General features: G+C 71.3%; 19 protein-coding genes and 2 pseudogenes. 11 read left to right on the top strand and 10 right to left on the bottom strand.

From position 1 onward, the window contains the following. Window positions 1–3: 3 nt before the first annotated feature. Together ACTWQR_RS26255 and ACTWQR_RS26250 are read right to left on the bottom strand one after the other, a co-directional pair. Window positions 4–1,233 (bottom strand): TIGR02678 family protein, encoded by a 1,230-nt coding sequence (locus ACTWQR_RS26255; protein ID WP_443229634.1) that lies wholly within the window; start codon window positions 1,231–1,233, stop codon window positions 4–6. Then, entirely contained in the window at window positions 1,230–2,822 is a 1,593-nt protein-coding gene (locus ACTWQR_RS26250) for a TIGR02677 family protein (RefSeq protein WP_443229633.1), read from the bottom strand. Before ACTWQR_RS26250 ends, ACTWQR_RS26255 begins: the two co-directional genes overlap by 4 nt. An 878-nt stretch (window positions 2,823–3,700) precedes the next feature. Here ACTWQR_RS26250 and ACTWQR_RS26245 point away from each other — a divergent pair. The 5 genes from ACTWQR_RS26245 to ACTWQR_RS26225 are packed head-to-tail and all read left to right on the top strand — an operon-like array spanning window position 3,701 to window position 7,997. Then, the gene (locus ACTWQR_RS26245; RefSeq protein ID WP_443229632.1) at window positions 3,701–4,921 is read left to right on the top strand and encodes a PAS domain S-box protein; all 1,221 of its coding nucleotides are present in this window, start codon (window positions 3,701–3,703) and stop codon (window positions 4,919–4,921) included. Then, the gene (locus ACTWQR_RS26240) at window positions 4,918–5,304 is read left to right on the top strand and encodes an STAS domain-containing protein (RefSeq protein WP_443229631.1); all 387 of its coding nucleotides are present in this window, start codon (window positions 4,918–4,920) and stop codon (window positions 5,302–5,304) included. The genes ACTWQR_RS26245 and ACTWQR_RS26240 overlap by 4 nt, the downstream gene beginning before the upstream one ends. A gap of 14 nt (window positions 5,305–5,318) precedes the next feature. Next, window positions 5,319–5,732 (top strand): anti-sigma regulatory factor, encoded by a 414-nt coding sequence (locus ACTWQR_RS26235; RefSeq protein WP_443229630.1) that lies wholly within the window; start codon window positions 5,319–5,321, stop codon window positions 5,730–5,732. Window positions 5,733–5,754: 22 nt separating this feature from the next. Next, on the top strand, window positions 5,755–6,780 hold the full coding sequence (locus ACTWQR_RS26230; protein ID WP_443229629.1) for a SpoIIE family protein phosphatase: 1,026 nt from the start codon (window positions 5,755–5,757) through the stop codon (window positions 6,778–6,780). Between the two features lie 38 nt (window positions 6,781–6,818). Continuing rightward, window positions 6,819–7,997, top strand: coding sequence for a PAS domain-containing sensor histidine kinase (locus tag ACTWQR_RS26225; protein WP_443229628.1), 1,179 nt, complete (start codon window positions 6,819–6,821; stop codon window positions 7,995–7,997). Window positions 7,998–8,314: 317 nt separating this feature from the next. Here the strand turns inward: ACTWQR_RS26225 and ACTWQR_RS26220 are convergent, their stop codons facing one another. After that, window positions 8,315–9,886: an oleate hydratase gene (locus ACTWQR_RS26220; RefSeq protein WP_443229627.1), complete on the bottom strand. Its 1,572-nt coding sequence runs from the start codon at window positions 9,884–9,886 to the stop codon at window positions 8,315–8,317. A gap of 94 nt (window positions 9,887–9,980) precedes the next feature. Beyond that, window positions 9,981–10,298: an STAS domain-containing protein gene (locus ACTWQR_RS26215; RefSeq protein WP_443229625.1), complete on the bottom strand. Its 318-nt coding sequence runs from the start codon at window positions 10,296–10,298 to the stop codon at window positions 9,981–9,983. Window positions 10,299–10,586: 288 nt separating this feature from the next. Here ACTWQR_RS26215 and ACTWQR_RS26210 point away from each other — a divergent pair, with 288 nt between their 5' ends. Both ACTWQR_RS26210 and ACTWQR_RS26205 read left to right on the top strand, forming a co-directional pair. Beyond that, a complete protein-coding gene (locus ACTWQR_RS26210) occupies window positions 10,587–11,027 on the top strand; it encodes a pyridoxamine 5'-phosphate oxidase family protein (protein WP_443229623.1) in 441 nt (146 codons plus the stop codon). Window positions 11,028–11,606: 579 nt separating this feature from the next. Further along, a complete protein-coding gene (locus ACTWQR_RS26205; RefSeq protein ID WP_443229622.1) occupies window positions 11,607–12,632 on the top strand; it encodes a 2-hydroxyacid dehydrogenase in 1,026 nt (341 codons plus the stop codon). 262 nt (window positions 12,633–12,894) lie between these two features. Here ACTWQR_RS26205 and ACTWQR_RS26200 read toward each other — a convergent pair whose 3' ends face one another. The 3 genes from ACTWQR_RS26200 to ACTWQR_RS26190 all read right to left on the bottom strand — a co-directional run bounded on the left by ACTWQR_RS26200 (window position 12,895) and on the right by ACTWQR_RS26190 (window position 17,455). Then, entirely contained in the window at window positions 12,895–14,298 is a 1,404-nt protein-coding gene (locus tag ACTWQR_RS26200) for an anion permease (RefSeq protein WP_443229621.1), read from the bottom strand. A 510-nt stretch (window positions 14,299–14,808) separates the two neighbouring features. Next, window positions 14,809–16,548: a sensor histidine kinase gene (locus ACTWQR_RS26195; RefSeq protein ID WP_443229620.1), complete on the bottom strand. Its 1,740-nt coding sequence runs from the start codon at window positions 16,546–16,548 to the stop codon at window positions 14,809–14,811. A gap of 475 nt (window positions 16,549–17,023) precedes the next feature. Continuing rightward, window positions 17,024–17,455, bottom strand: coding sequence for a PPOX class F420-dependent oxidoreductase (locus tag ACTWQR_RS26190; protein WP_443229619.1), 432 nt, complete (start codon window positions 17,453–17,455; stop codon window positions 17,024–17,026). Between the two features lie 292 nt (window positions 17,456–17,747). On the opposite strand from ACTWQR_RS26190, the gene ACTWQR_RS26185 reads away from it, so the two are divergent. The 3 genes from ACTWQR_RS26185 to ACTWQR_RS26175 all read left to right on the top strand — a co-directional run bounded on the left by ACTWQR_RS26185 (window position 17,748) and on the right by ACTWQR_RS26175 (window position 20,885). Next, a complete protein-coding gene (locus ACTWQR_RS26185; RefSeq protein ID WP_443229618.1) occupies window positions 17,748–18,746 on the top strand; it encodes an Acg family FMN-binding oxidoreductase in 999 nt (332 codons plus the stop codon). Window positions 18,747–19,020: 274 nt separating this feature from the next. After that, window positions 19,021–19,926: a universal stress protein gene (locus ACTWQR_RS26180; RefSeq protein ID WP_443229617.1), complete on the top strand. Its 906-nt coding sequence runs from the start codon at window positions 19,021–19,023 to the stop codon at window positions 19,924–19,926. Window positions 19,927–19,952: 26 nt separating this feature from the next. Then, window positions 19,953–20,885, top strand: a complete 933-nt coding sequence (locus ACTWQR_RS26175; protein WP_443229616.1) for a universal stress protein — start codon at window positions 19,953–19,955, stop codon at window positions 20,883–20,885. Between the two features lie 17 nt (window positions 20,886–20,902). Here ACTWQR_RS26175 and ACTWQR_RS26170 read toward each other — a convergent pair. Together ACTWQR_RS26170 and ACTWQR_RS26165 are read right to left on the bottom strand one after the other, a co-directional pair. Next, window positions 20,903–21,073: pseudogene (locus tag ACTWQR_RS26170) on the bottom strand (polyphosphate kinase 2); the annotation flags it as partial. A gap of 72 nt (window positions 21,074–21,145) precedes the next feature. Beyond that, on the bottom strand, window positions 21,146–22,141 hold the full coding sequence (locus ACTWQR_RS26165) for an Acg family FMN-binding oxidoreductase (RefSeq protein WP_443229615.1): 996 nt from the start codon (window positions 22,139–22,141) through the stop codon (window positions 21,146–21,148). Between the two features lie 473 nt (window positions 22,142–22,614). On the opposite strand from ACTWQR_RS26165, the gene ACTWQR_RS26160 reads away from it, so the two are divergent. After that, complete coding sequence (locus tag ACTWQR_RS26160; protein WP_443229614.1) at window positions 22,615–23,202, top strand: Rv1733c family protein; 588 nt, start codon at window positions 22,615–22,617, stop codon at window positions 23,200–23,202. A gap of 115 nt (window positions 23,203–23,317) precedes the next feature. Here ACTWQR_RS26160 and ACTWQR_RS26155 read toward each other — a convergent pair. Further along, window positions 23,318–23,464, bottom strand: a pseudogene (locus ACTWQR_RS26155) (CBS domain-containing protein); the annotation flags it as partial.

Here is a 23,464-nt window from a genome sequence, read left to right as displayed (position 1 = left end):
CCTTCACGCCTTTCGCTGAGTGGTACGGGGGGCAGGGGCTCCCGGTTCCCTTACGACGCTCTCGCCGACCGCGTACCGGGCCAGTGCCGGCAGTGGGGCGACGCCGTCGGGTGCGGCGGTGACCAGGCCGAGCGCGGTGAGCTTGGCCAGGGCCTGGTCGACCAACTCCGCTTCCGAGCCCGGCTGTTTGGCGCTCTTGGACCAGTAGCCGCCGTGTTCGGCGGCCAGTTCCCGCACCCTGCGCTCCAGCTCACCGCGGCTGACCGCGCCGTTCGCGGCCGCGAGGTGCTCGGCGAGCAGCAAGGTGACATGCCCGTGGGTGCCCTGCTCGGGCATCCGTACGTCGGTCAGGTCGTCCAAGGGGTCGACCATGGCGATGCCCTCGGCCCGCACCTCCGCGACCAGGCCGGTCAGTTCGGTGATCCGCGCGGTGATGAAGGCGCGCTGGCGGGTGAGGTAGGCGAGCTCTGTGTCGGTCAGCTCGGCGTAGTACAGCACCGGGTCGTCCAGCAGGCGCCGGGTCAGCCGCTGGCGGATGGCGCGGAAGCGTAGTTCGTCGCTGTCCAGGGCGCTCTCGGCGGACAGCTCGGCCAGGCGGTCCTCGAAGTCGTCGGCGGTGATCATCGACGGGCCGCGGCGGGCGGCGAGCAGTCCGGCCAGGACGCGGCGCTGGACGTCGTAGAGCACATCGCCCGCCCCGCTGACGTAGGCGTCCTCGTCCCCGGCCACCCGCCGCAGCACTCCGTACCGCATGAGCAGCCGTACCACCGCCGCCAGATCCAGCCGCTCCTCGCGCCGCTCCAGCGTGAACTCGATCCCGGCGGCGGCCAGATGGGGATCGGCGGCATCCAGGACCACCTGCTCGGCGAGCCGGCCGAGCGCGATCTGCGCCTCGCCCCGCTCCAGCGCGGCCAGCGCCAGGCACAGCAGCACATAGCGGCGGCGGGTGAGGGGCGCGCGAGCGCGGGAGGCCTCGCGGGCCGGATGGGTGGGGTCGGCCAGGGTGCCGGGTGCCCTGCCCAGCCGCGCCGCCTCCGCGTCCATTCGCAGAGGCCAGCCGGTGTTGCGTTCGAACCAGTCGCGCAGGTCGCCGACGTGCTGGCGCACCAGCCGGAACTCCTCGGCGTAGGGGCCGTGCGCGAGCAGCAGCGGCTCCTTCAGCAGCGCGCGGGCGGCCTTGTGGAACTCGGCGGCGCGTCGGCTGTCCAGCACCTCGCCCAGGGGCGTGGTCATCGTTCTTCTCCCGTCGCGGTGTCGTCGACGCGCACCTGACCGGTCCGGGTGAGATCGGTGATCTCGACCAGGTGGTCGGGTCCGCGGAAGGTGCCGCCGGGGGTGCGGACCTCGGCGGTCGTCCCGTCCGCCAGGGCGGTGAGCCGGATCTCCATCGTGCCGTCGTTGCTGGTCGCGACGGTGGCCGTCATGCCGGGCCGCCAGGTGGCCAGGGCGTCGCCGAGCAACTGAAGGAAGAGGCCGAAGGCGAGCGGGTCGAGCTCACCGAGCACGGACAGTCGCGCGGTGCCGTCCGTCGCGAGGCGGGCGCGGGCGGCCGCGATCTCCTCCGCCTGCTTGGCGGCGATATCGGCCAGGCGCCTGCGCTGCTCGGACCGGTCCTGTACTCGGCGGGTCTTGCCGCGGCGCTCGTAGCTGCCGGTACGGCGCAGTTGCGGGCTGATGCGCAGCGGCTCGGCCTCGGCCCACGGGGTGGCGGCGGCCACCGGGTGGGCGGCGCGCCGGTCGAGGGTGTCGGCGTCGACGGTGAGGTGACGTGCCGGATACAGCCCGAACGCGGCGCGCCACAGCCGGTGCCGCGCCGCGTCGTCGGGGGCCTCGGCGAACCAGCGGGCCAGGGTCCGAAAGTCCGCCGAGCGGTCCGAGCGCCCGGCCCGTCGCTCGTTCAACTGGCGTACGACCGCCAGCAGTTGCGGGATCGCCCCAAGAGCGCGCCCACGCAGCAGGCGGGCCTGCGACTCCCGGCCGTCCGCCGACACGAACCAGGCGGCCAGCCCCGACCACCTGCCGACCCACCGCTCATACGCCCGCGCCTCGGCGCTCTCGGCCTCGTCCGGTGCGGCGTCGGCCGCCTCCCGGGCCGCCGCCAGCCGCAACAGCCCACCGACCCGGCCCTGCTCCTCCAACTCCCCGATGAGCAGGGCGATCCGCCCGCCCAGGGTGATCAGGTCCTGGATGAACCGCTCCAGGTACTGGATCAGGCGGTCTTTGTAGGCGAGGAACACCTCGACCTCCACGTCGTGCAGGTCGATGGTGCGCTGCAGGGAGCCCATGAACGCCCGCGCGTTCTCCGCCAGTGCCTCGAACCGGCTCGTGAGAGCGGACAGCGCCAGATGCGCCTTGGCCGCGTCCGGCTCGCCCTCCTGCTCGGCGGCGATCACCAGCAGGGCCCGCAGCTGGGTGATGATGTCGTGCAGGGCCACCGCCTGCAGTGCACCGCGCCGTCCCAGCGCCTCGTCATACGCCGACAGCGCCAGTTCGGCGGCCTCGCCGGCCTGGGTGAGCTGGTAGATGAAGCGCTTGCGGTAGAAGTCCTCGACCGCGGTGACCCGGGAAGTGTCCGGATCCGCCCGTAGATTGCCCCACTCGACAAGGCTGTCCAGCGCCTTGACCACTGCGTCCAAGTCGGCGGGCCGGTGCTCCGGCGGCAGCACCGCGAACACGTCCTCGGGCCGCAGCTGGACCGCGAAGCGCTCCTTGGCGGCCAGGAACGCGCCCATCACCCGGCGGTACAGGGCGGCGTTGGGCACGGTGAGGTGGGCGAAGGGCGCATACTCGGCCCGTGCCGGTCCGGAAGGCGTCGACATCATCGTCAGGCATTCTCCCCGACGGACACCCAGCTGAGGCAATCATGGCCTGACCTTCACGCAGGGTCCCGCCGTGTGTGGGTTACGCGCCGCATGCGCTCTGCCCACCGCACGTCGCGGACCTGCCATCACCGACGAGGCCTTCGGACTCGGCAGCCCGGACGGGCCCTGGAGCCAGGGTTGTCGTCCCTCGCCCGGGGCGCAATACACGAGCCGTCGGCGTCAGCGGGCGGGAAGGGCCTGCGGCGCCACCACCGGCGGGCACCAGTGGGCAACGGCAGTGCCGACCGTGGGACTCCGAATGACGTCGATGGCGTGGGCATCTACGTGAGACGAAGTCCGACTGGCCGTTGTGTCTCCTTGCCGTCGGGTCTCGGTCCGCTGGAAGAGAGAGCAGAACGTTGGCTGAAGGCCAAATGGCCAGCTCATCGGAAGCCGCGGTGAGGCTGTCGATGAGGTCGCGGAACTCCGGCTCCCGAGCGGCGTGACGGAACAGCAGCCGGAAAGCGTCGGGGTCGGCCGCGCGGCACGGGCCAGGGCGGGAACCGAGTTCTCGTCGAGGTTGTCGCTGCCCACGTTTTCCGCGAGACGGACGCAGGCTCGATGCAGGACCGCTCGGTGCATGTCGGCCTTGGACTCGAAGTGCTGGTAGAGCATGCGGTCCTGCCGGTCCCGGACGCGCGGTGCGGGGGCAGTGCCCGGCACCCTCGCTTGTGCCGACGCCGTGGTCGGTGTGCGCGGCCTTTGACCCGTTCGGTGTGCTGGGTGTCCTGATCGGTTGCGGTGGGGGGCGGGTAACATCGGCCGCGCCGGGGATCAGGGGTGCCGCCAGGCAGGCGGCCCGGCTCGGGGATTGATGATGCGGAAGGGCGGGGCCGGGCATGACGACGCCACCAGGAGGCGGCCTGGATCCGCAGGCGAGCTTGCGTGATCTTGAGATGATGCTGGACGCGGTCACGGACCATGCCGTCGTCAAGCTGGGGCCGGGCGGTGAGGTGGTCCGCTGGAGTCGCAGTGCCCAGGCGCTGACCGGCTACACGGAGCCCGAGCTGGTGGGTCAGTCGGTGTCGTTGCTGCACACCGAGGAAGACCGCGACGCCGGGCTGATGGAACAGGAGCTGGAGTCCACCCGCCAGGACGGTCGGCGGGAGTTCCAGGGCTGGCGGGTCCGCAAGGACGGCGAGCGATTCCTGGCCCACATCTCCCTGACGCCGGTGCGCGGCGAGGACGGGGCGGTGACCGGCTTCGTCGAGGTCTTCCGGGATGTCACGGAGAGCGCGCGGGCCGAGTCGTTGTTCCATGGGCTGCTGGAGTCGGCCCCGGACGCGATGGTGATCGTGGGACCGGACGCGCGGATCGTCCTGGTCAACCGACAAGCGGAAGCGCTGTTCGGCTTCGAGCGTGCCGAGTTGGTGGGCCGGGAGATCGAGGTGCTGGTGCCGCCGCGGTTCCGCGACCGCCATGTCGGCCATCGCTCCGGCTTCCTCGCCGATCCCCGGCTGCGGCCGATGGGGGCGGGGCTGGAACTGTCCGGGATGCGCTGGGACGGCACCGAGTTCCCCGTCGAGATCAGCCTGAGTCCGCTGGAGACCGCCGAGGGGACGCTCGTGGCGGCGGCGATCCGGGACGTCACCGAGCGCCGGGAGACCGAGCAGCGGCTGCTGCGGCAGCGCGACGAGATCCTGGAGCTGTCCACGCCGGTGATCCAGGTATGGGACAAGGTGCTGGCGCTGCCGATCATCGGCACACTGGACACGCTGCGAGCCACGCGGCTGACCGAGGGCTTGCTGGAGAAGATCGCGCAGACCCAGGCCGAGGTGGCCATCCTGGACATCAGTGGGGTGCCCACCATCGACACCCAGGTCGCCCAGCATCTGCTGAAGACGGTGCAGGCGGCCGCCCTGATGGGGACGGTGAGCATCATGAGCGGGGTGCGGCCGGAGACGGCCCAGTCCATGGTGCATCTGGGCATCGACATGGGGCGCCTGCGCTCCCGTAACACGTTGCAGGACGCCTTGCAGCTGGCGTTGGCGGTGCTGGCCGAACGGGCCGGGACCGCAGCGGCGGCCGCCCGGGCGCTGACATCGGGGGAGTCGCAGTGACCGAAGACGTGGTTCCGGTAATGAAGATCGGTGACACGCTCCTGGTCGCGTTGCACGGCGACTTGGACGACACCACGGTGATACAGATCGAGGACCAGCTCACCCGGGAGGTCGCACGCACCGGTGCGTCGGGCATGCTCATCGACGTCAGCCGGCTGAGCGTGGTCGACTCGTTCATCGCCCGGGTACTGGCCAGGATCGTGGCAATGGTCCGGCTGTTGGGTGCGCAGGCGGCCGTGGTGGGAATCCAGCCGGCGGTGGCCATCACCCTGGTGGAACTCGGAGTGCCGATGGGGCATCTGGACACCGCGCTCAACGCCGAACAGGGCCTGGCCCTGCTGGAGCGGCTGCGACGCGCCGATACCGGCAGGGACCGCCTGTGACCGCCGCTGGTGCTGTGACGGACAGGGAACCGTCCGTTTTCGACATCCTCGACGAGTCCGACCTGATCCGCGTCCGCAAGGTGCTGCGCACCGAGGCCGAGGCGGTGGGGCTCAACCTGGTGGACGCGACAAAGCTGATCACGGCCGGCAGCGAGCTGGCCCGCAACATCCTCAACTACGCGACCGGCCGCCGCGGCCGGGTCACCGTCGAGCAGGTGCACCGGCAGAGTCGGCGGGGTGTGCGGGCCACGTTCGCCGACGACGGTCCGGGCATCGCGGACATCGAGGCGGCGCTGACCGATGGCTTCAGCACCCGGGGCAGCATGGGGTTGGGCCTGCCGGGGGCGCGGCGGCTGGTGGACGACATGACCCTCACTTCCGCCGCCGGGTCGGGCACGACCGTGGTGATCGTGAAATGGCAGCGGTGAGCGTGGCAAGGGTGTGGCGGCCGTGAGTGAGAGCGAACACCGCCGCCATGCCGTCGCGGCCGAGGAGGACGTCGGCGCTCTGCGCCGTGCGGTGGCCCGCATGGCCGTCGGACAGCACGCGGTGCGCCCGGGCGTGGCCGAGCTGGTGGCCACCGAGCTGGGCACCAATCTGCTCCGGCACGCCCACCCGGGCGGGTACGTACTGGCTCGGAAGGTTGGCAACGGGATCGAGCTGCTGTCTGTCGACCATGGCCCGGGTATGACCGTCGCCGCATTCGCCCCGTCGGCCGGTGCGGCCTCAACCGTCGCGCTGCCCTCGTCCCGCGGGGGCGGTCTGAGGGCGGGACTGAACGTGGTCAGGCGGAACGCCGCCGAGTTCGACTGGTACGCCACCCGCCGCGGCACCGTCGTCTACGCCCGGCTTGGCGCTCCTGCGCCGGCTGGGCACACAGGGTGGCGCTTCGGCGGGGTCAACGTGCCCCTTGGCGGCGACGGCGAGTCCGGGGACGCCTGGGCGGTTGCGGAGCCAGGCTCACGGACAGCCGCCTTGGTCGTCGACGGACTGGGCCACGGTCCGGGAGCCGCCGCAGCGGCCCGGGCCGCGATCACCACGTTCGAAGGCACTGCCGTCACCGACCTCGATCGCCTCGTCCGGCACGCCCACGAGGCGATGCGCGCCACCCGCGGCGGCGTCCTGGGCGCGTGCCTGCTCGACCCGGGGCGCGGCGAGTTCGCCTACGCGGCGGTCGGCAACATCACTGGACGGGTCCTCACCGGCGGCCGGTCCATCCACCTGCTGGACCGCCCCGGCACCCTCGGCACCCAACTGTCCCTTCCCACCGTCCGCCTGCAGCACGGCCCGTGGGAGCCCGGATCGACCCTCATCCTGGTCTCCGACGGCATCCGCTCCGCCTGGAGCCTGGAGGACCACCCGCGCCTGCCGGACCACCATCCTTCGATCATCGCCGCCGTGCTTCACCGCGAGTACGGCCGGTCCACCGACGACGCCACCGTGCTCGTGGTCCGCCAAGTCACCGCCATGGCATGATGAACCGGTTCTCGTCACCACGCGAAGGGCGGTCAGAGATGGGGGACGTATCTGGCCTCGGGACCGCCGACGGCACGGACGACGCGGCCGCGCAGCAGGCCGAACTGGCGCGCCGCGCACAGCTGGTGGACGAGCTGAGCCAGGAGCTGGACGACACCAACCGCGGCCTGATAGCCCTGCACACCGAGCTGGAGGCCGCCCGGCGTGCCGAGGCCCGGCTCGCGGCCATCGTGGCGTCCTCCGACGACGCCATGATCTCGGTCGGCCCCACATACCTCATCCAGACCTGGAACCCCGGTGCCCAGCGGCTGTTCGGCCACACCGAGCAGCACATCGTCGGCCGGACCATCGACACGCTCATGCCCGACGCGGCCTTCCACGTCTTCCAGGCAGTGGTGGAGCAGATCCGTTCCGAAGGGCACGCCGACTCCTACCAGAGCCGCTGGCGCCGTACCGACGGCCCAGACGTCGACGTGGCGGTCACCGTCTCGCCGATGCGTGACGCGGAAGGGGCCCTGATCGGATTCTCGACGGTGGCGCGGGACATCACCCACCAGCTGGTCGCCCAGGCCGAGTTGGCCGCCGCCCGCGCCGATCGTGAAGTGATGGCCGAGCGCGACCGCATCGCCGGCGACCTGCACGACATGGTCATCCAGCGGGTCTTCGGCGCCGGCCTCGCGTTGCAGAGCATCACCGCCCGCATCACCCGCCCCGACGCCGCGACGCGCATCCACACGGTCATCGGCGAACTCGACGCCACCATCCGGGAGTTGCGCGGCACCATCTTCAACCTCTACCAGCCCACCCAGAAGGCGGCCAGCCTCCGCTCCCAGGTCCTCGGCGAGATCTCCATCGCACAGGACCGGCTCGGCTTCGCCCCCTCGGTGGAGTTCGACGGCCCCGTCGACGCCGCCCTGCCCGACGAAACCGCCGCGCACCTGCTCGCCGTGCTGCGTGAGGCCCTGTCCAACGTGGCCCGCCATGCCCACGCCACCGCCGCCGGGGTCGCCGTCCACGCCGGAGACGAACTGCTTCTGGACGTCTCCGACAACGGTCGCGGTCTGGGCCGGCCCACCCGAAGCAGCGGCCTGACCAACCTGCGCCGCCGCGCGGAGAAGCTCGGCGGCACGTTCGAGGTCGCCGACCGTCCCGCAGGCGGTACCCGCCTGCGCTGGCGCATCCCTCTCACCACTGAGGACGCGGCCCGCACCCGCTGACCCCGTCCGGCGGCAGCGGACGGCCCGACACACACGATGTCCGCTGCGCCAACCCTGACGGGTTGGCGCAGCGGGCTGGTTGTCGAGGCGAGGCTGCACACCTCGGGGCAGGGCGGGTTCCTGCCCTTCTACTGGTCAAGGGGGCCGGTGTCGTCTGGCCGGTTCGGGGCACTCAGGGGGAGCAAACAGCCCGTGCGCGCGACGAGTTGCAGCCGCTTCGGCTACCCCGACCGTCCGGCGGAGGCGGTCGAGGCGCTCACACACACGGGGTCAAGGCCCGGCGCCACCCGAGTGCGTCGGTCGATCGCCCCACGAGGTTACCGGCGGTGCATGGTCTCCAGGGCGGCGGTCAGGACGTGGGGGTCGTGGTGGCCCTTGTAGACGGCAGGCGGTCGCCTGTCGAGGCCGAGGAGTTGGGCCACGGCTGTCCAGGCGGTGCGTACGGAGTACTCGACGGTGAAGACGACGTCGTCGGGCACATCGGCGAACTGGCCGATGAAGGCGAGGTTGACCGACCCCTCGGGTACGACCCTGGGCCGGTCGTCGCGGCGGCGGGCCAGGAACTGGCTGGTGATGTACGGCATCAGGCAGGGCACGACGGTGGAGGTGGCCAGGACGCGGGTCGCGACCTCCTCGTCGAGGGGCAGGTGGTGGAGGACCTCTTCGAGGATCTCCCGGCCGGAGCACATCGTCATCGGTTTGGGCGTGTGGTTGCCCGCGCGGCCCGGGAAGAGGCCGTAGCCCCACCAGACCGAGACGCCATCGGGCTGGTCGCGGTAGACCGGCTGGCGGTCAGCGACGATGGTGAGCAGCCAGTTGGAGTCGGTGAACGTCATCAGCCCGCCCCGGCCGGTCTCACGGCCGTTGAACTTCTCCAGCGCGTCGAGGAAGGCAGGGTCCTTGGTGGTGACGGTGAACGACTCCCAGCGGGACTTCTTGACATGCTTGTCGAAGGCGTCCGGGTTGCCGAAGTCCTCGCGTCCCCGGGCCAGCCGGTGCCACAGCAACCAGGCGTCCGAGCGATGGGGAGCCGGTGGCGGTGCGGCTGTGTGCGAGCCGAGGCTGGAGGCGTCGGTCATGGAGCCGTTGGTGACCAGGACCAGGTCCTCGGGAGATACGGCGATCTTCTCGTCCCGTCCGTGCCGGGAGAGGTAGATGGTTTTGACTGTGGTGCTCCGGTGCCCGGGCGCGAAACCGAGGTCGGTGACGTGGCAGCCGGTGTGGACGGTGACGCCGCGCTCGCGGAGCCAAGCGGCCAGTGGCCGCACCATGGAGTCGTACTGGTTGTAACGGGTCCGGTGGATGCCCGACATGGACGAGAACTCGGGGAAGAGGTGGATGAAGCGTCTCAGGTAACGCCGGAACTCGATCGCGCTGTGCCAGGGCTGGAACGCGAATGTAGTGCACCACATGAACCAGAAGTTCGTGGTGAAGAAGCGCTCGCTGAAGCAGTCTGTGATCCGCTTGCCATCCAGGTGGCTCTCGGGGGCCGCCAGGCACCGCACCAGGTCAAGGCGGTCGTGCTCGGAGAAGCCCATCGAGCGGGTGTCGACGATCTTCCCGTCGCCGTCGACGAGGCGTGCGATGTCGTCCCAGGCGAACTCCTCGTGTCCGGCCAGGATTTCCTGCGTCACGGACACCGAAGGGTCGTCGAGGGTGGGGATGCCGGACAGTAGGTCGTACGTGCAGCGGAACTCGGCCTCGAACATCCGCCCGCCGCGCATGGTGTAGCCCGCGTCCGCCGTACCGCCCGCGTCCAGGCTGCCGCCGATGTTCCGCTGCCCTTCGAAGAGGTGGATGTCCGAACCCTGGAAACCGCCGTCGCGGATCAGGAACGTGGCCGCGGACAGCGCCGCGATGCCGCTGCCCACCAGATACGCCTTCGCCATCACACAACTCCTCGTTCTCGCCCGTCTGTCGGGAACCGCGTCACCCACGGTTCCTTACGCCGCGACCGCCGTCACTGGGCCGATGGTCACCGCCTTACGGTCCGACCGGACTTGACCACGGTCCGCCCCGCCGGAAACGGACGCTGTCGGTGACCAGTCGCAACCGGCCGTGCCGGGCCACGACTCGGTTCCGAGCCCGGCACAGAACCCCCGGGCCGGTGCAGTCGATGAAGACCATTGAGCGCAGGTCCAGCACCAGATCGGGGTGCCGGCCGGCGGTCAGGGCCTCCAGCCGGTCCGCGAGAGGCGGCGCAGTGAAGATGTCGATCTCGCCGCCAAGCTCCACGAGGGTTGCTTCACCGGTGGTGCGTTCTGCGTGGTGAGGCACGGACCTGGTGTCGATGTCGGACATGGTCTGAGACAACAGGGTGAGGCGAGCCGAGGGAAGGGCCGATCGGCCCTGCGGCTGGACCGGCTGGACATGCCGGGCAACAACCCTGAACCCGCACATGGGCTCAAGGAACAGCCGCTGTGACCTGTGGGTGCGTATCGGGTCGCTTGCCGTCCGGCGCCGGATCCGGGTGGGACTGGGGCTGCTTTCCGGCACGGCCAGGACCGATGGCCCCTCACCCCGCGCTGCCCTTCGGCCAGGATGGTCTGAAACCGCACACCGCGGTACCCGGCGAAAGACGGACTGGCCATGTACCCCAACGACGGATTCCGTGAACTCGACCCGCAGGAATGCCTCCGCTTGCTGGCGAAGGCGCCGGTCGGCCGCATCGTGCACACGCGACACGCCCTGCCCGCGGTGCTGCCAGTCAATTTCTGCCTCGAAGGCGACGGCACGGTGCTGCTGCGCACCTCGGCCGCTTCGGAGCTGGCCCGCGCGGTAGACGGGGCGGTGGTCGCCTTCGAGGCGGACGAGGTCGACGCGGCGAGGAACGCCGGCTGGAGCGTCGTCGTCACCGGCCGGGCCACAGTTGTGACCGACCCGGGCGAGCAGAAGCGGCTGGCCCGGGTCGGCCCGATCTCCTGGGTGCCCTCGCCCGAGGAAGTCTTCGTCCGTATCTGTCCGGAGCTGGTGACCGGGCGCGAGCTCGCCGGGGGCCGCACGCTGTACGGGGTGGACATCACGCTGTGAGCCCGCAGCCTCAGCTCTCCTCGGTCCCTGCTACGCCGACTACCTGGCCGACCGCAGCGGTCGCATGGGCCGGGCCGAGGAGCCGCCGACCTCGTCCTGGCCGGGTTGCACGCCACGGGCAGCCCAGCGCTCCGCTGGAGGTACGGTGATGATCCTGCGGGCCGGTGGGGTTGGTCGCGTAGTTCCCGTCGCCCTTACGGGGCACGGTACTGCACCGGACTTCGCCAGGGCCGCTTGGACAACGGGAGCATGCTCAACAGCGCGCTGCCGGATGCGGGGCGTGGGAAGAAGCCGATGGAGCAGGTGCCCGCATCCGTCCCGGCCATCGGACACCCCCTTCCCGCGTTGACAGTAGGCAGCCCGGCAGGCCACCGAGCAGGGGCCGAGAGGCCCGGCCCGGGGACCGGGAGCCTGCCCGTCATGGGACGACCGGGCACGCAGGCTCGTCCGGTTCCCGCGGTGGGGCGCCTGGTGTTCTCGGCGGTCTCGGGCCCGCCCTTGAGGCCCGTCGGCCCTTCTGTCGCATCGCTGCGGCCTACGGTGGAGAGGTGATCATGCGTCCCTGTGGGAGGAGAGCACATGGAGATCGTCGCGTACGGCGTCCTCGCCGACGAACAGCCGCTGCTGCACGACGCGTTCGACCGGGCCTTCGGCGGCAGCCATGAACTGCGCTGTCTGGGGCTGTTTTTGAACCGGGACACCGCCCCCACCGCCGCCGGGCATGAGGTCGTGCTCAGCAGTGTCAACGACACCCTGGACGCGGACGTGCTGCGGGCGCTGGCCAAGGGCGGCACGAGGATGATCGCCCAGCGGGCCACCGGCTACAACAACATCGACCTGGCCGCTGCCGAGGAGCTGGGGCTGGCGGTGGCCCGGGTGTCGTTCTACTCGCCGTACTCGGTTGCCGAGTTCGCCTGGGCGCTGGCGCTCGCCGTCGACCGGCGGATCGTTCGGGCCGCGCACCGCACCCGGGAGTTCGACTTCCGGCTCGACGGGCTGATGGGCCGCGACCTGCACGGCCGGACCGCCGGGGTGGTGGGCACCGGCAAGATCGGGGCCGCGTTCGCCCGGATCGCGCACGGCTTCGGGATGCGGCTGCTGGGCTGGGACATCACCGAGAACCCCGACTGCCTGGCCCTGGGCATGCAGTACGTCGAGCGGGAGCGGCTGTTCGCCGAGGCGGACCTGGTCAGCCTGCACGTGCCGCTGCTGCCGGACACTCACCACCTCGTCGACGCCCATGCCCTGGCCCTGATGAAGGACGACGCGATCCTGGTCAACTCCAGCCGCGGTGGCCTGGTGGACACCGACGCGCTGCTGGAGACGCTGCGGGCGGGGCGGCTGAGCGGGGTGGGCCTGGACGTGTACGAGGAGGAGGCCGGGGTGTTCTTCCTCGACAAGTCGCTGGAGGTGATGACCGACGAACGCCTCGCAAGGCTGATGACCTTCAGCAACGTCCTGGTCACCTCGCACCAGGCGTACTTCACCCGGGACGCCGTTGGCCAAATTGCCGAGACGACTACGGGCAACGTCGTGGACTACTTCGCCGGCCGCCCCAGTGGCAACACCCTCGTGCCCCGGCGCGAGACCGGAACCGGGCGGTGACCGGACACCTAAGGAAAGACGTGAGCCTGCCGGCCCGCCGTTCGCCCAAGGGCGCTGAGGGCAGGCGCCCGCACCGCACGGTCAGCGCCCTGGCCAAGTTACGCCAGCGGGTGACGGCGGCCTCGTCCCGGCGTCCCGCGCCCGGAGGCCTGGGACGAGGCCGCCGGCCGTCTCCCACCGCTGGGAGGACCATCACCGCAGGGCACGCCGTCCGGCCCTGCTGCTCCTGCCGGGCCGGACGGTCGGTGCGTTCGGGGCGGGTTCACCAGTGGCCGAGGACCTTCAGCCACATGGCGCCCACGCCCATCCAGATGACGATGTTGGCCGCTGCGGCGGCCAGTCCGGTGCGCCACCACTCGCCGAGGGTGACGTACCCGCCGCCGAACAGCACGGGTGCCGGGCCCGAGGCGTAGTGGGTCAGCCCTCCGTACAGGGAGCTGATGAAGCCCAGCACCAGCGCGGCCATCACCGGCGGGGCGCCGGTGGCCACCGCGGCTGTGAGGAACGCGGCGTACATCGCGGCCACGTGGGCGGTGTTGGAGGCGAACAGGTAGTGGGAGAACAGGTAGACCAGGGTCAGGGCCACGAAGGCGGCCTGCCAGCCCACGCCGGAGACGGCGTCGGTGATCGAGTCGCTGAACCAGCCGATGACGCCGAGGTCCTGCAGCTGGCCGGCCATCATCACCAGGACGGAGAACCAGACCAGGGTGGTCCAGGCCGACTTCTCGGCGACCAGGTCGCCCCAGGTCAGTACGCCGGTCACGAGCAGCAGAGCGACGCCGGTGAAGGCGGAGACGGTGGCCGACAGGTCCCAGACCTGGCCACCGACCGACCAGAGCAGGAGCAACAGGACGAAGACCGCCGCCATCGTCCACTCGTTTCGGGACATCCGCCCGAGCTCGGCGAGCTGGGCGCGAGCCTGCCCCGGCGCCTCGGGGGTTTCGCGCAGTTCCGGCGGGAAGATCCGGTAGAGCAGCGCGGGGAGCACCAGCAGGGCGACCAGGCCGGGCACGATCGCCGCGATCGCCCACGAGGTCCACGTCAGGTGCACCCCGCGGTCGGCGGCAAGCTTCTGAACCAGCGGGTTGGCAGCCATCGAGGTCAGGAACATCGCGCTGGTCACCGTGTTGACCTGCATCGCCGTCACGCTCAGGTAGGCGCCCAGCTTGCGGCGGCTCTCGTCGCCGGGGTGCGAGCCGGCGGTGGTGCTGAGCGATCGGATGACCGGATGGATGACGCCGCCGGAGCGGGCGGTGTTGCTGGGCGTGGCCGGAGCCAGCACCAGGTCGGTCAGCGTGATCCCGTATGCCAGGCCCAGACTGCTGCGGCCCAGTGCCCGGACGAACAGCAGGGCGATCCGGCGGCCCAGGCCGGTCTTGGTGAAGCCGAGTGAGATGAAGAACGCGGCCACGATCAGCCAGATCGTTGGCTCGGAGAAGCCGCTGAGGGCGACGTCCGGCTCCAGTGTGCCCGTGATCATGGTGGCGGTGAGGCCGACGAGGGCGACCGCGCCCAGCGGCAGAGGCTGCAGGATCAGGCCGAGGACCGTCGCGGCGAAGATGGCCAGGACCGCCCACCCACCGGACTTGATCCCGTCGGGCTGCGGCAGCAGATAGACGATCAGCCCGGCCGCGATGGGGACGAGCCACTTCAGCGTCGTCCACAAAGTGGTGGCCCTGGGCCCGGATTTGGTCGGGCCCGGGGCGGACCCGGCGAGTGATCCTTCGGTATCCCGGAACGGGCTCATGCGTGCCATCCCATGCGTAGGCCCCGGCGAGCCTCGGAATGCTCAGCCGGAACAGGTTCGAGCTTTCGCATTACGGTGACGGGCGGAGGAGGGCTCTGGCGCGAGGGCGACCGGCCCCAGTCGCGGGGCCGAACGGCACCACCCGGGACGCCCGTACGGCGCGGCACACCAGGCCGCATGGACGCGAAGTCAGAGCAGGTGCGGAAGCGTGCCACGACAGCCCTCGGCCTCGTCGTGATGGTGCTCGCGGCAGGGACAGTGGGCTACACCGTGGGCGGCGACACCGTAGGGAAGTGCCACGACGGGGCACCTGTTCACGATCATCCGGGTGACGGAGGCTTCGCTTGAATCCGTGCGCCTGGACTGGTTCCGTCGGCAGCACTGCCCGACTGGGGGCGGGCACTGGACACCGGTCCGACCCGTCCGGGACTACTCTCCGTCCGTTGCGGGCAGGGGAACGGTCCATTCCATGACGGTGCCGGTGGGCCGGCTGGCCATCATGGCCAGGCTGCCGCCCAGGTCGGCGGCGCGCCGCTGGAGGTTGGCCAGGCCGCTGCGGCGGGTGACGGCCGGATCGATGCCGGATCCGTTGTCGGCCACGCGCAGCCGCAGCCGGGTGCCGTCCGTCTCGGCGGTGACCTCGACGCGCGTGGCCTGAGCGTGCCGGGCGGCGTTCGACAGCGCCTCGCGCAGCACCGCAAGGAGGTGCTCGGCATGGCCAGGGGGTACTTCGGTGTCGAGCAGACCGGTCATGCGCAGTGAGGGCGCGAAGCCGAGCGTGTCGGCGGCCTGGTCGGTCTCGGCGACCAACTGGGCGCGCAGCCCGCCGCGGCCCGCGGAACGGTCGTGCTCATGCAGCGCGAAGATCGTGGAGCGTACCGTCTTGATCGTGTCGTCGAGATCGTCGATCACCCGCTGGATACGCTCGGCCGCCTCGGGCCGGTCGGCCAATCGGCCCAGCACCGAGTTCAGGGTCATCCCGGAGGCGAACAGCCGTTGGATGGCCAGGTCGTGCAGGTCGCGGGCGATGCGGTCGCGGTCGTTGAGAATCAGCAGCTGATCCGCGTCCCGGCGGTGCTCGGCGACCTCCAGGGCGAGCGCGGCCTGGTCGGCGAAACCGCCGATCATGGCCATGGCGGCGTCGGGGAAGTCCGGACCGCCGGGCCGGTTGGCGACCTGCAGCACCCCGCGCACCTGCCCGGAGGTGCCCAGTGGGAGGAGGAATCCGGGCCCCAGGTCCAGCCGTCCCGCGGAACCGCCCTTCGCCTCGGGCTCCGCCGACAGCCTGCTGCTGGTGATGCGCTCGCTGGAGTGGTAGACCTTCGCGGCCAGCGAGGTGGCCGTCGGCACCAGTCCGCGCACCAGTTCAGCGCCCTCGCCGTCGGCGGCCTCGAGCACCAGGCCGTCGCCGCCGTTGAACGGCACCGCCAGCGTGACCAGATCGGCCCCGGCCAGCCGCCTGACGGTTGCGGCAACCCGATGGAGCACCTGGTCCGGGTCGGTGCCCGACAGCAGGCCGCGGGTCAGTTCGCCACTCGCCGCCAGCCAGCGTTCCCGGCGGCGTGCGTCGTCGTACAGCCGGGCGTTTTCGATGGCCACCCCGGCTGCCGCCGCCAGCGTGCGCAGCACCGCCTCGTCATCGTCGTCGAACTGGCCTCCGCCGCGCTTTTCGGTCAGATACAGGTTCCCGAAGACCTTCTCGCGCACCCGCAGCGGCGCACCCAAGAACGTAGTCATCGGCGGATGGCCTTCCGGGAAGCCCACCGCCTCGGGATGCCGGCCCAGGTCGGCCAGGCGCAGCGGCTCCGGCTCCCGGATCAGCAGCCCGAGGATGCCCCGGCCCTCGGGATGGTGGCCGATCGCGCCGATGGTCTCCTCGTCCACACCGACCGTGATGAACTGCTGGATCCGCCCTTCCTCGCCCAGCACCCCCAGCGCCCCGTACTCGGCATCGACCAAGGCCACAGCAGACTCGGTGATCCGTCTTAGCACCACATCGAGATCCAGGTCGGAGCCGATCGCCAGCACCGCATCCAGGAGCGTGTGCACCCGGTCGCGGGTCGCCCCCACCCGCGACACCTGAGCCTGCAAACCCTCCAGCAGATCGTCCAGCCGCGACTGGGGCGTCGCCGATCCGTCCCGCGGTCGTTCTACCGGGGTGTCCGTCATTCCCGTTCCTTCCGGACTAGGTGCCTCTGGCGCGTTCCCAGAATGCCGTTGCCGAGACCGTGGTCGGACCTCGGCATTCCGGGTATTTCGGCCCGGGAGGTCCGTCACGTCGCCAGAGCGTCAGGGCCTTGTGCGGCCCGTTGACACGGTGTCAGCCGAGGCGGCTGTGCCGGCAGGGCCGAGTGGCCCGCTGCCTGGTGGCGTACGGCCTTGGTGATCGGGATGGTCGGGCGGGGACGAGCGGGCCGGATCTGTCGGCGTGGCGTTCCCGCCCGTGCGGTTGGGGTACGGGCCGTGCCGTCGCCCGGCGCAGGGACATCAACCGTGCCCTCAGCCGACGAGCCCGGCAACGGTCGCACGCCGGCCACGAAACGCTGTCCGCTCATCGTCCGCTCGTCCTGGCGATACCTGCCACCCCGGCCCGCACGGCTGCGCATGCGGCCTGGGGCCTGTCCGGCGGGACATGTGACTACCCCTAGTCGCGAGGCGGGGCCTCGTGGACCGACTTCCGCGACGGGTACCATTCCTTGCCGACCGGGTGGCCCTCCATGTTCCAGCTCCAGGAGACCGTGGGCGTGATGCGCATATAGAGGCCCGGGCCGACCATTCCCACGCGCTCGACCGGCTCTTCGGCGCGGCCGTAGATCCGTACGCCTCGTGCGATGAACGGATCTAGGGACACCAGATCGTCGATGACGAGGGCCACCTCGCGGTGGCCGGCCCGGACGTTGCGGAACTTGCGGGTCCCGGCGACCGCCGAGCCGGTCCCGCCGACCCAGAAGTACGTGCCGTCGTACTCGAAGGCGAGCGGGACCACATCGGGCTGCCGGCCGTCGGGAGACAGCGTCGCGACACGGGCGAGCGGCTGGGACCGCATGTAAGCGATCTCTTCGTCGGTGAACGACATGACATCCTCCGGGCCTATGAGTGAAGGGGATTACCACTTCCCATACGACAGGCGTTCCTCCGGATCGGCACCGATCCGACGCGCCTGGAGTACCCCGACGGCCGGTCCGGGCGCGCCCTGGCTGACCCCGGGTACCGGTGTTCGGTATCTCTCGTCGTCGGTTCGATCGGTGTCGTCCCGCGGGCTGTATGAGGCCACATGGCCCGCGATGACGGGCCGGTCAACCCTCCTCCGGAGCGGGACTGTGGCCGAGGGTTGACCGCACGGGGGTGAACCGTGCGGAGGAGCCGTCATGCAGACTCGGGAAATCGACGCTACGGCCGTTCAGGCCCTTATGTCCGCGGCGGTGGCCGCGCCGTCGATCCACAACACGCAGCCCTGGCGGTTCGGCCTGGATCCGGACAGCCGGTCGATCGAGGTCCGCGCCGACCGCAGGCGGTCACTGCCGATGGCCGACCCGGACCTGCGTGCGCAGCACCTGTCGGTGGGCGCGGCCGTCTTCAACCTCCGCGTGACCGCGGCGCATCTGGGCTGGAATCCCGTCGTACGACTGCTGCCCGCCCCGAATGACCCCGACCTGCTGGCCACTGTGCAACTGACGGCTGTGCGCGCCGTAGACGGGCAGCCGTTCTTCCGCGACCTGTATGAGGCGGTCGAGCGGCGTCACACGAGTCGGATGCCCTTCACCGGCCGCCCGGTGCCGGACCCGGTCGTGGCGGAGATGATCAGCTCGGCCCGGGCCGAGGGGGCGCACCTGGATGTCCCCGACATCGTTGGGACGAGGCGACTGCTGCGCCTGACCCAGGCGGCCGAGACCCGCAACGCCGGCCATCCGGCCCGCACCGCCGAGGCGCGCACCTGGATCACTCTCCCCCGAGCGGATACCCCCTACGGCATTCCCCTGACCGCCCTGGGTCCCAGGGATGCGTCCGGCCGGATGCCGATGCGGGACTTCACCGGCTCGCTGCCCGTGCCGCACCTGCCCGCCCTGCGCTTCGAACGCCACGCCCAGGTGGCCCTGCTGTGGACCTTGCACGACAGGAGAGAGGACTGGCTGCGGGCCGGCCAGGCCCTGGAGCACGTGCTGCTTACGGCGAACGTGCACGGCGTGCGCACCTCGATGCTGCACCAGGCGATGGAGTGGCCGGACCTGAGGGCGGCGATGGAGGGATCGGGGCGGCGGTGCTGCCCGCAGCTGCTGATCCGGTTCGGGTACGGCCCGGACGGTCACCGTACGCCGCGTGCGTCCGCGTATCCCGTGCCTCGTCCCGCCCCGGGCCGCAGCCGGTGAACTCCACGGTGAGGACCGAGCGAGGCGGACTGACTCCGCCTCAGCGGCCCGCACCGCAACGACGAGGCAGGAGCAAGGGGGCACCGTCGGCTGGCCTCGGGGCTACTGATCGAGGCCCGGCTGTCCAACGGGGCCCGCGAAGGGAGCAGTTACCCGCCCCCGCGCCTGCTGGCCCACAGGGCCCACTGGCCCTGGTCGGGGACCTGCGGCCCCTCCACCACCGACTCCGGCGCCACCACGCTGGATCCAAATCCCCGTTGAGGAGGCAGAAACCATGGTCCGCAGTGTTGTCGTAGGTCTCGATGGCTCGGCCGAGAGCCGTGCCGCCGCCGAGTGGGCGGCCCGAGAGGCGAAGCGGCGCTTCCTTCCGCTGAAACTGGTCCACGTCTGGGAGGCGGTCCCCGCGCCCATGGCGCTGGCGCCGCTCGTCGGTGTTGAAACGCAGCAGCACTGGAGCGAGCGGATCCCGCGCGAGGCGGCCGAAGAGCTGCGTCTGCGTCACCCCGGGCTGAACGTGACCGTGGAGCAGATCCCGGGCCGGCCCGCCGAGGTGCTGACCGAGGCGGCGAAGGACGCCGAGCCGCTGGTCCTCGGCTCCCGGGGGATGAGCGGCATCGGAGGATTCCTCCTCGGCTCCGTGGGCCAGGCCGTCGTGGCGCACGCCGAGCAGCCGGTGGTTCTTGTACAGGCGGGGGAACAGGCCACGGACGGACATGCGATGGATCCGTCCGCAATCCCGTCCGCTGCGGCCCTGCCGGGGCCCGTCGTCCTTGGGCTCGACACCGACGGCTCCGACGACACGCTGCTCAACTTCGCTTTCGAAGCGGCCGCCCGCCGTGTCACACCCCTGCGGGTCGTCCACGCCTGGAACCTGCCGCCGTACTTCGCGTACGGCGTGCCCGCCGACCCCGAGCTCAACGCCGTGCTGGGCAAGCAGGACGCTGCCACGCTGGCCGAGGTGCTGCACCGCTGGAAGGAGAAGTACCCGGCCGTCAAGGTCGTCGAGGACTCCCGCGCGGGCAATCCCGCGGGCCACCTCGTCGATGCTTCCCGTGAGGCCTCCCTGGTGGTCGTGGGCCGGCACATCCGCCGCAGCCCGCTCGGCGCGCACATCGGCCCCGTCACGCACGCCGTGCTGCACCATTCCACCGCCCCCGTTGCCGTCATCGCGCACGACTGACACACCACTCCCGAGGAGGAACAACCATGAAGACAGCGGTTGTACGAGCCTTCGGCGAGGCCCTGGTGGTGGGCGTCGACGGTTCCGAGCCGAGCCTGCGCGCCGTCGACTGGGCGGCCGACGAGGCAGCGCTGCGCGGGGTCCCGCTGCGGGTGGTGTACGCCTCGTTGTGGGAGCTCCCCCACTCTCGGCTGCACTCGAGCGGGGGGACCCCCATCGGGGGCGCCGCGCTCGCGAAGGATCTCGGCCGGCCGTCCGAGCAGGTGCGAGCCGAGGACATCACCGGGGGCGCGGTCCGCCGTGCGCAGGCCCGCCACCCCGGCCTGAAGGTGTCCGCCGACGTGCTGCCGGAGGAGCCGGAGTACGCACTGGCGAGGGAAGGCCGGCACGCCGGCGCCGTGGTCCTGGGCACCCGCGGTCGCAGCGGCATCGCCGAAATGTTGCTCGGCTCGGTGAGCCTCACCGTGGCCGCCCACGCCCAGTGCCCGGTGATCGTGCTGCGCGCCAGCCACGACAACCAGGTGACGCCCGCGGTCCGCGGACGCGTTGTTGTGGGCGTCGGCGAGCACGCGGAGCCGTCGGCGGCCGTGCGGTTTGCCGTCGAGGAGGCGCGGCGGCGCGGGGTGCCCCTGGAGGCCGTACGTGCCTGGCGGTGCCCCGCAGACGAGACCACCGACCACCCTCTGCCGGCCGACGAGCCCGCCCGCCTGCACGAGGAACAGGCCGCCGAGACGCTGGAGACGGCGCTGCGCGACGCTCCCGAGGATGTGGAAGTGCGCCGACGCACCGTCGAGGGCCACGCCCCCAAGGTGCTCCTGGACGCCTCGCACGAGGCCGACCTGCTCGTTGTCGGCGCCCGCCGACGCGAGGGCCACCTCGGGCTCCAGCTCGGCCGCGTCGCCCATACGGTCCTGCACCACTCCGCCTGCCCGGTCGCTGTCGTACCCGAACCGGTGTGAGACCGGCGACCGGTTACTCAGAGGCTCGCCGCGTGATCGGGGACGGTAGGTCCGCAGATCGCGCGGCGGCGCTGGTAGCCCGTCGACGGCTGCCGGGGCGGCAGCTCCAGGACCGGCGGCGGCACCTCGTCGTACGGGACGGAGCCCAGCAGGTGGGCGATCATGTTCAGCCGGGCCCGGCGCTTGTCGTATCTCTTATGGTCGCGGGCGGGGCTGCCGCGTCGGCTGGGATGGCTGGGGTGAGGTGTGTGCCGACGCGCTCAGCGGGTGACTGACAGTGGGGCCTTGGCCAGTGTCTGTTCCGCTGTCCTGCGTGGGGACTGCGGTCCCTTCGGCCCGTACCCGAGGCGGAGCACCATCTGGGCGTTAGCGCGCCGGTCGTCAGGGGCCTGTGCGAGTTGGTCGCGCAGGTCGTGCCACTCCAATGCCTGATGCAGCAGGGATGCCCGTACGCCGTGCGCGGTGGCCACCAGCAGGACGCGTTCGAGCGCCTGGCCGGCGCGCAGCCAGTCGGCCCGTCGATCGTGCCCCGTGGAGAGCACCATGAGGGTCGGCCGCGTCTCGAAGGGGCGGGCGGCCAGTACGGCCGGGTGCCGGTGGGCGCCGAAGTCCCGCATGGGGATCCGGTCCCGGAAGTCCTGTGTGCCCAGCGTCCCGGGCGGCATACCGAGGGCCGCGTCGTTGGGGTCGTGCACCCAGCGGCGGCTCTCCGCGGCCCGGTCGGGGTCGGCCGTGTTGCGATGCTCAGCCTCGCGGGTGAGTTGCAGCAGGCGGTCGGTCTCGGTCGGCCCGGGACGACTCAACAGGGCGCCCTCTGAGTGTGCGGCCTCGGCGAGCTCGGCCAGGACGGCAGTGGGCAGCGGTCGCTCTGAGTACGGGAAGCGGCTGCTGTGCCGATGCCACAGCGCGTCGTACAGGTGCGGTGTGGAGGAGGAAGCGGTGGTGCCGCCGAACCGCACGGTCGCGAGCAGGTCCGGCTCGTCGGGCCGGGGCAGCAGCCGGGTCACCGGCTCCCTGCCGAAGTGAGCCACCGCCACCCGGAGGTTGAGCACCGCGCAGCCCACGGAGAGGTGCAGCGCGCGCCCGGTCGGATCGATGTGGCGCAGCCCGCGGTCCGCCACGGCACGGATCTCCAGCGTGACGGTGTCCGGGTCCAGCCGGAACCGCCAGGGCTGTGTGTTGTGGATCGAGGGGGCGGCCACGGCCGCGGAGACCAGGTCCTCCAGAGTCGGGACAGTGAGCACCGCAGTACGCATCGGGAACTCCTCCCCGCCCTACGCCGACGGGGCGGCGGGGCTTGTCGTGAGCGGATACCAGCGTGGCGCCCACGCCAGTGGCCGCAGGAGGGGCCGTACGGCCCTATCCGGTTCCGAACGGCCCGACTTCATTTCGCGGGATCACCTGACCCGGGCCGTTCGCGGTGGGCGGCGAGGACGGCGGCCCGCACCCGCTACGGATTCGGACTCTGCTCCGTGAAGGGGCGTGCCTCGGTCACGTCGACTTCTCGTCCCCGCTGCGTGACGGACCGACAGGCAGTCCGTGACGACGAACCGCCCGTCCCAACCGGCCGCACCAGGGCCGACCGGCCCTACTGGGCGCCTGGAATGCGCCCTGACCGGCCCTCCCCTCGTGGACTGGTGGTACCTCCCGTCGCGATCGCGTCGGTGAGACCTTTTTCGCAGTCCTTGGCAGTACTCAACTCCGTTGTTCCGGTGAGGAGGTGTGACCGATGCGGAAAGCCAGGCGCACGAAGGTCCTGGGGTGGCGGTGGCGGCGCAACCCGCTGCGGCGGCACAGCGACGCGGTAGAGGCACGGGTCATCCTGGCGGCCTGGGCGCTGGCGACGGTCGGCGGTGCTGCTGCCGGGGCCGTCTCCGCACACGCCATGGAGACCGGAACAGCACAGGACCAGGCGGAGCGCCGACAGGTCACCGCCGTACTCCTGGAGACGGCGCCGTCCGGTGTGCGCGACCTGAGCACCGGCACGAAGTACGACCACGTGCGGGCGAAGGTGCGCTGGACCGACGGTGACGGAACCGTCCGCACCGACAACGCGAGCGTGAAGGGCGGCGCCAAGGTCGGCACCGCGGTGTCGGTGTGGACGGACGGACACCAGGAGCTGGTGTCCGCACCGATCGGCCCCGCGGAGGCAGCGGCGCGCGTGGTTCTGACCGGCACGGGGGGCGCCTTGGCAGGCGGTCTGGTGATCCTCGCGGGCGGGCGCGTGGTCCGTCTGCGGATCGAGCGCCGGGCCACCGGCCTGTGGGGCGAGGAATGGGACCGGATCGGGCCGCAGTGGGGGCGCAAGACCGGCTGAGGCCGGCCGCAGGTGCGCATCCCGCGTTCCTGCGGCCCGTCTCACGTGCCGGCTCGGGTTCGGCCTTCTCCCGCCGTGGCTCTGGTTGTCCTTGGAGGCGACTCCTGAGGCTCGTTCACTCGCTCTTGCGGTGGCCTGACGGGGTTGTGGGCGACTGGGAGGTACGGGCGTGTTCGGCGAGGTCGAACTCCACGTCCACGACCCCCTCGACGGCCCGGATCAGCCGTGCTGCCACGGGGACCAGGGAGGTGTCCCGGATACG

Origin of the sequence: Streptomyces sp. 2A115, assembly GCF_052245575.1 — a bacterium.
Taxonomy (GTDB): Bacteria; Actinomycetota; Actinomycetes; order Streptomycetales; family Streptomycetaceae; genus Streptomyces.
The sequence above is the reverse complement of the archived record's forward strand: the minus strand, read 5'-3'. Positions and strand labels throughout refer to the sequence as shown.

Coding starts and splice junctions, on each gene's coding strand:
- ACTWQR_RS26255 (WP_443229634.1), bottom strand. CDS start 1,233: ATGACCACGCCCCTGGGCGAGGTGCTGGACAGCCGACGCGCCGCCGAG.
- ACTWQR_RS26250 (WP_443229633.1), bottom strand. CDS start 2,822: ATGATGTCGACGCCTTCCGGACCGGCACGGGCCGAGTATGCGCCCTTC.
- ACTWQR_RS26245 (WP_443229632.1), top strand. CDS start 3,701: ATGACGACGCCACCAGGAGGCGGCCTGGATCCGCAGGCGAGCTTGCGT.
- ACTWQR_RS26225 (WP_443229628.1), top strand. CDS start 6,819: ATGGGGGACGTATCTGGCCTCGGGACCGCCGACGGCACGGACGACGCG.
- ACTWQR_RS26220 (WP_443229627.1), bottom strand. CDS start 9,886: ATGGCGAAGGCGTATCTGGTGGGCAGCGGCATCGCGGCGCTGTCCGCG.
- ACTWQR_RS26215 (WP_443229625.1), bottom strand. CDS start 10,298: ATGTCCGACATCGACACCAGGTCCGTGCCTCACCACGCAGAACGCACC.
- ACTWQR_RS26210 (WP_443229623.1), top strand. CDS start 10,587: ATGTACCCCAACGACGGATTCCGTGAACTCGACCCGCAGGAATGCCTC.
- ACTWQR_RS26205 (WP_443229622.1), top strand. CDS start 11,607: ATGGAGATCGTCGCGTACGGCGTCCTCGCCGACGAACAGCCGCTGCTG.
- ACTWQR_RS26195 (WP_443229620.1), bottom strand. CDS start 16,548: ATGACGGACACCCCGGTAGAACGACCGCGGGACGGATCGGCGACGCCC.
- ACTWQR_RS26190 (WP_443229619.1), bottom strand. CDS start 17,455: ATGTCGTTCACCGACGAAGAGATCGCTTACATGCGGTCCCAGCCGCTC.
- ACTWQR_RS26185 (WP_443229618.1), top strand. CDS start 17,748: ATGCAGACTCGGGAAATCGACGCTACGGCCGTTCAGGCCCTTATGTCC.
- ACTWQR_RS26180 (WP_443229617.1), top strand. CDS start 19,021: ATGGTCCGCAGTGTTGTCGTAGGTCTCGATGGCTCGGCCGAGAGCCGT.
- ACTWQR_RS26175 (WP_443229616.1), top strand. CDS start 19,953: ATGAAGACAGCGGTTGTACGAGCCTTCGGCGAGGCCCTGGTGGTGGGC.
- ACTWQR_RS26165 (WP_443229615.1), bottom strand. CDS start 22,141: ATGCGTACTGCGGTGCTCACTGTCCCGACTCTGGAGGACCTGGTCTCC.
- ACTWQR_RS26160 (WP_443229614.1), top strand. CDS start 22,615: ATGCGGAAAGCCAGGCGCACGAAGGTCCTGGGGTGGCGGTGGCGGCGC.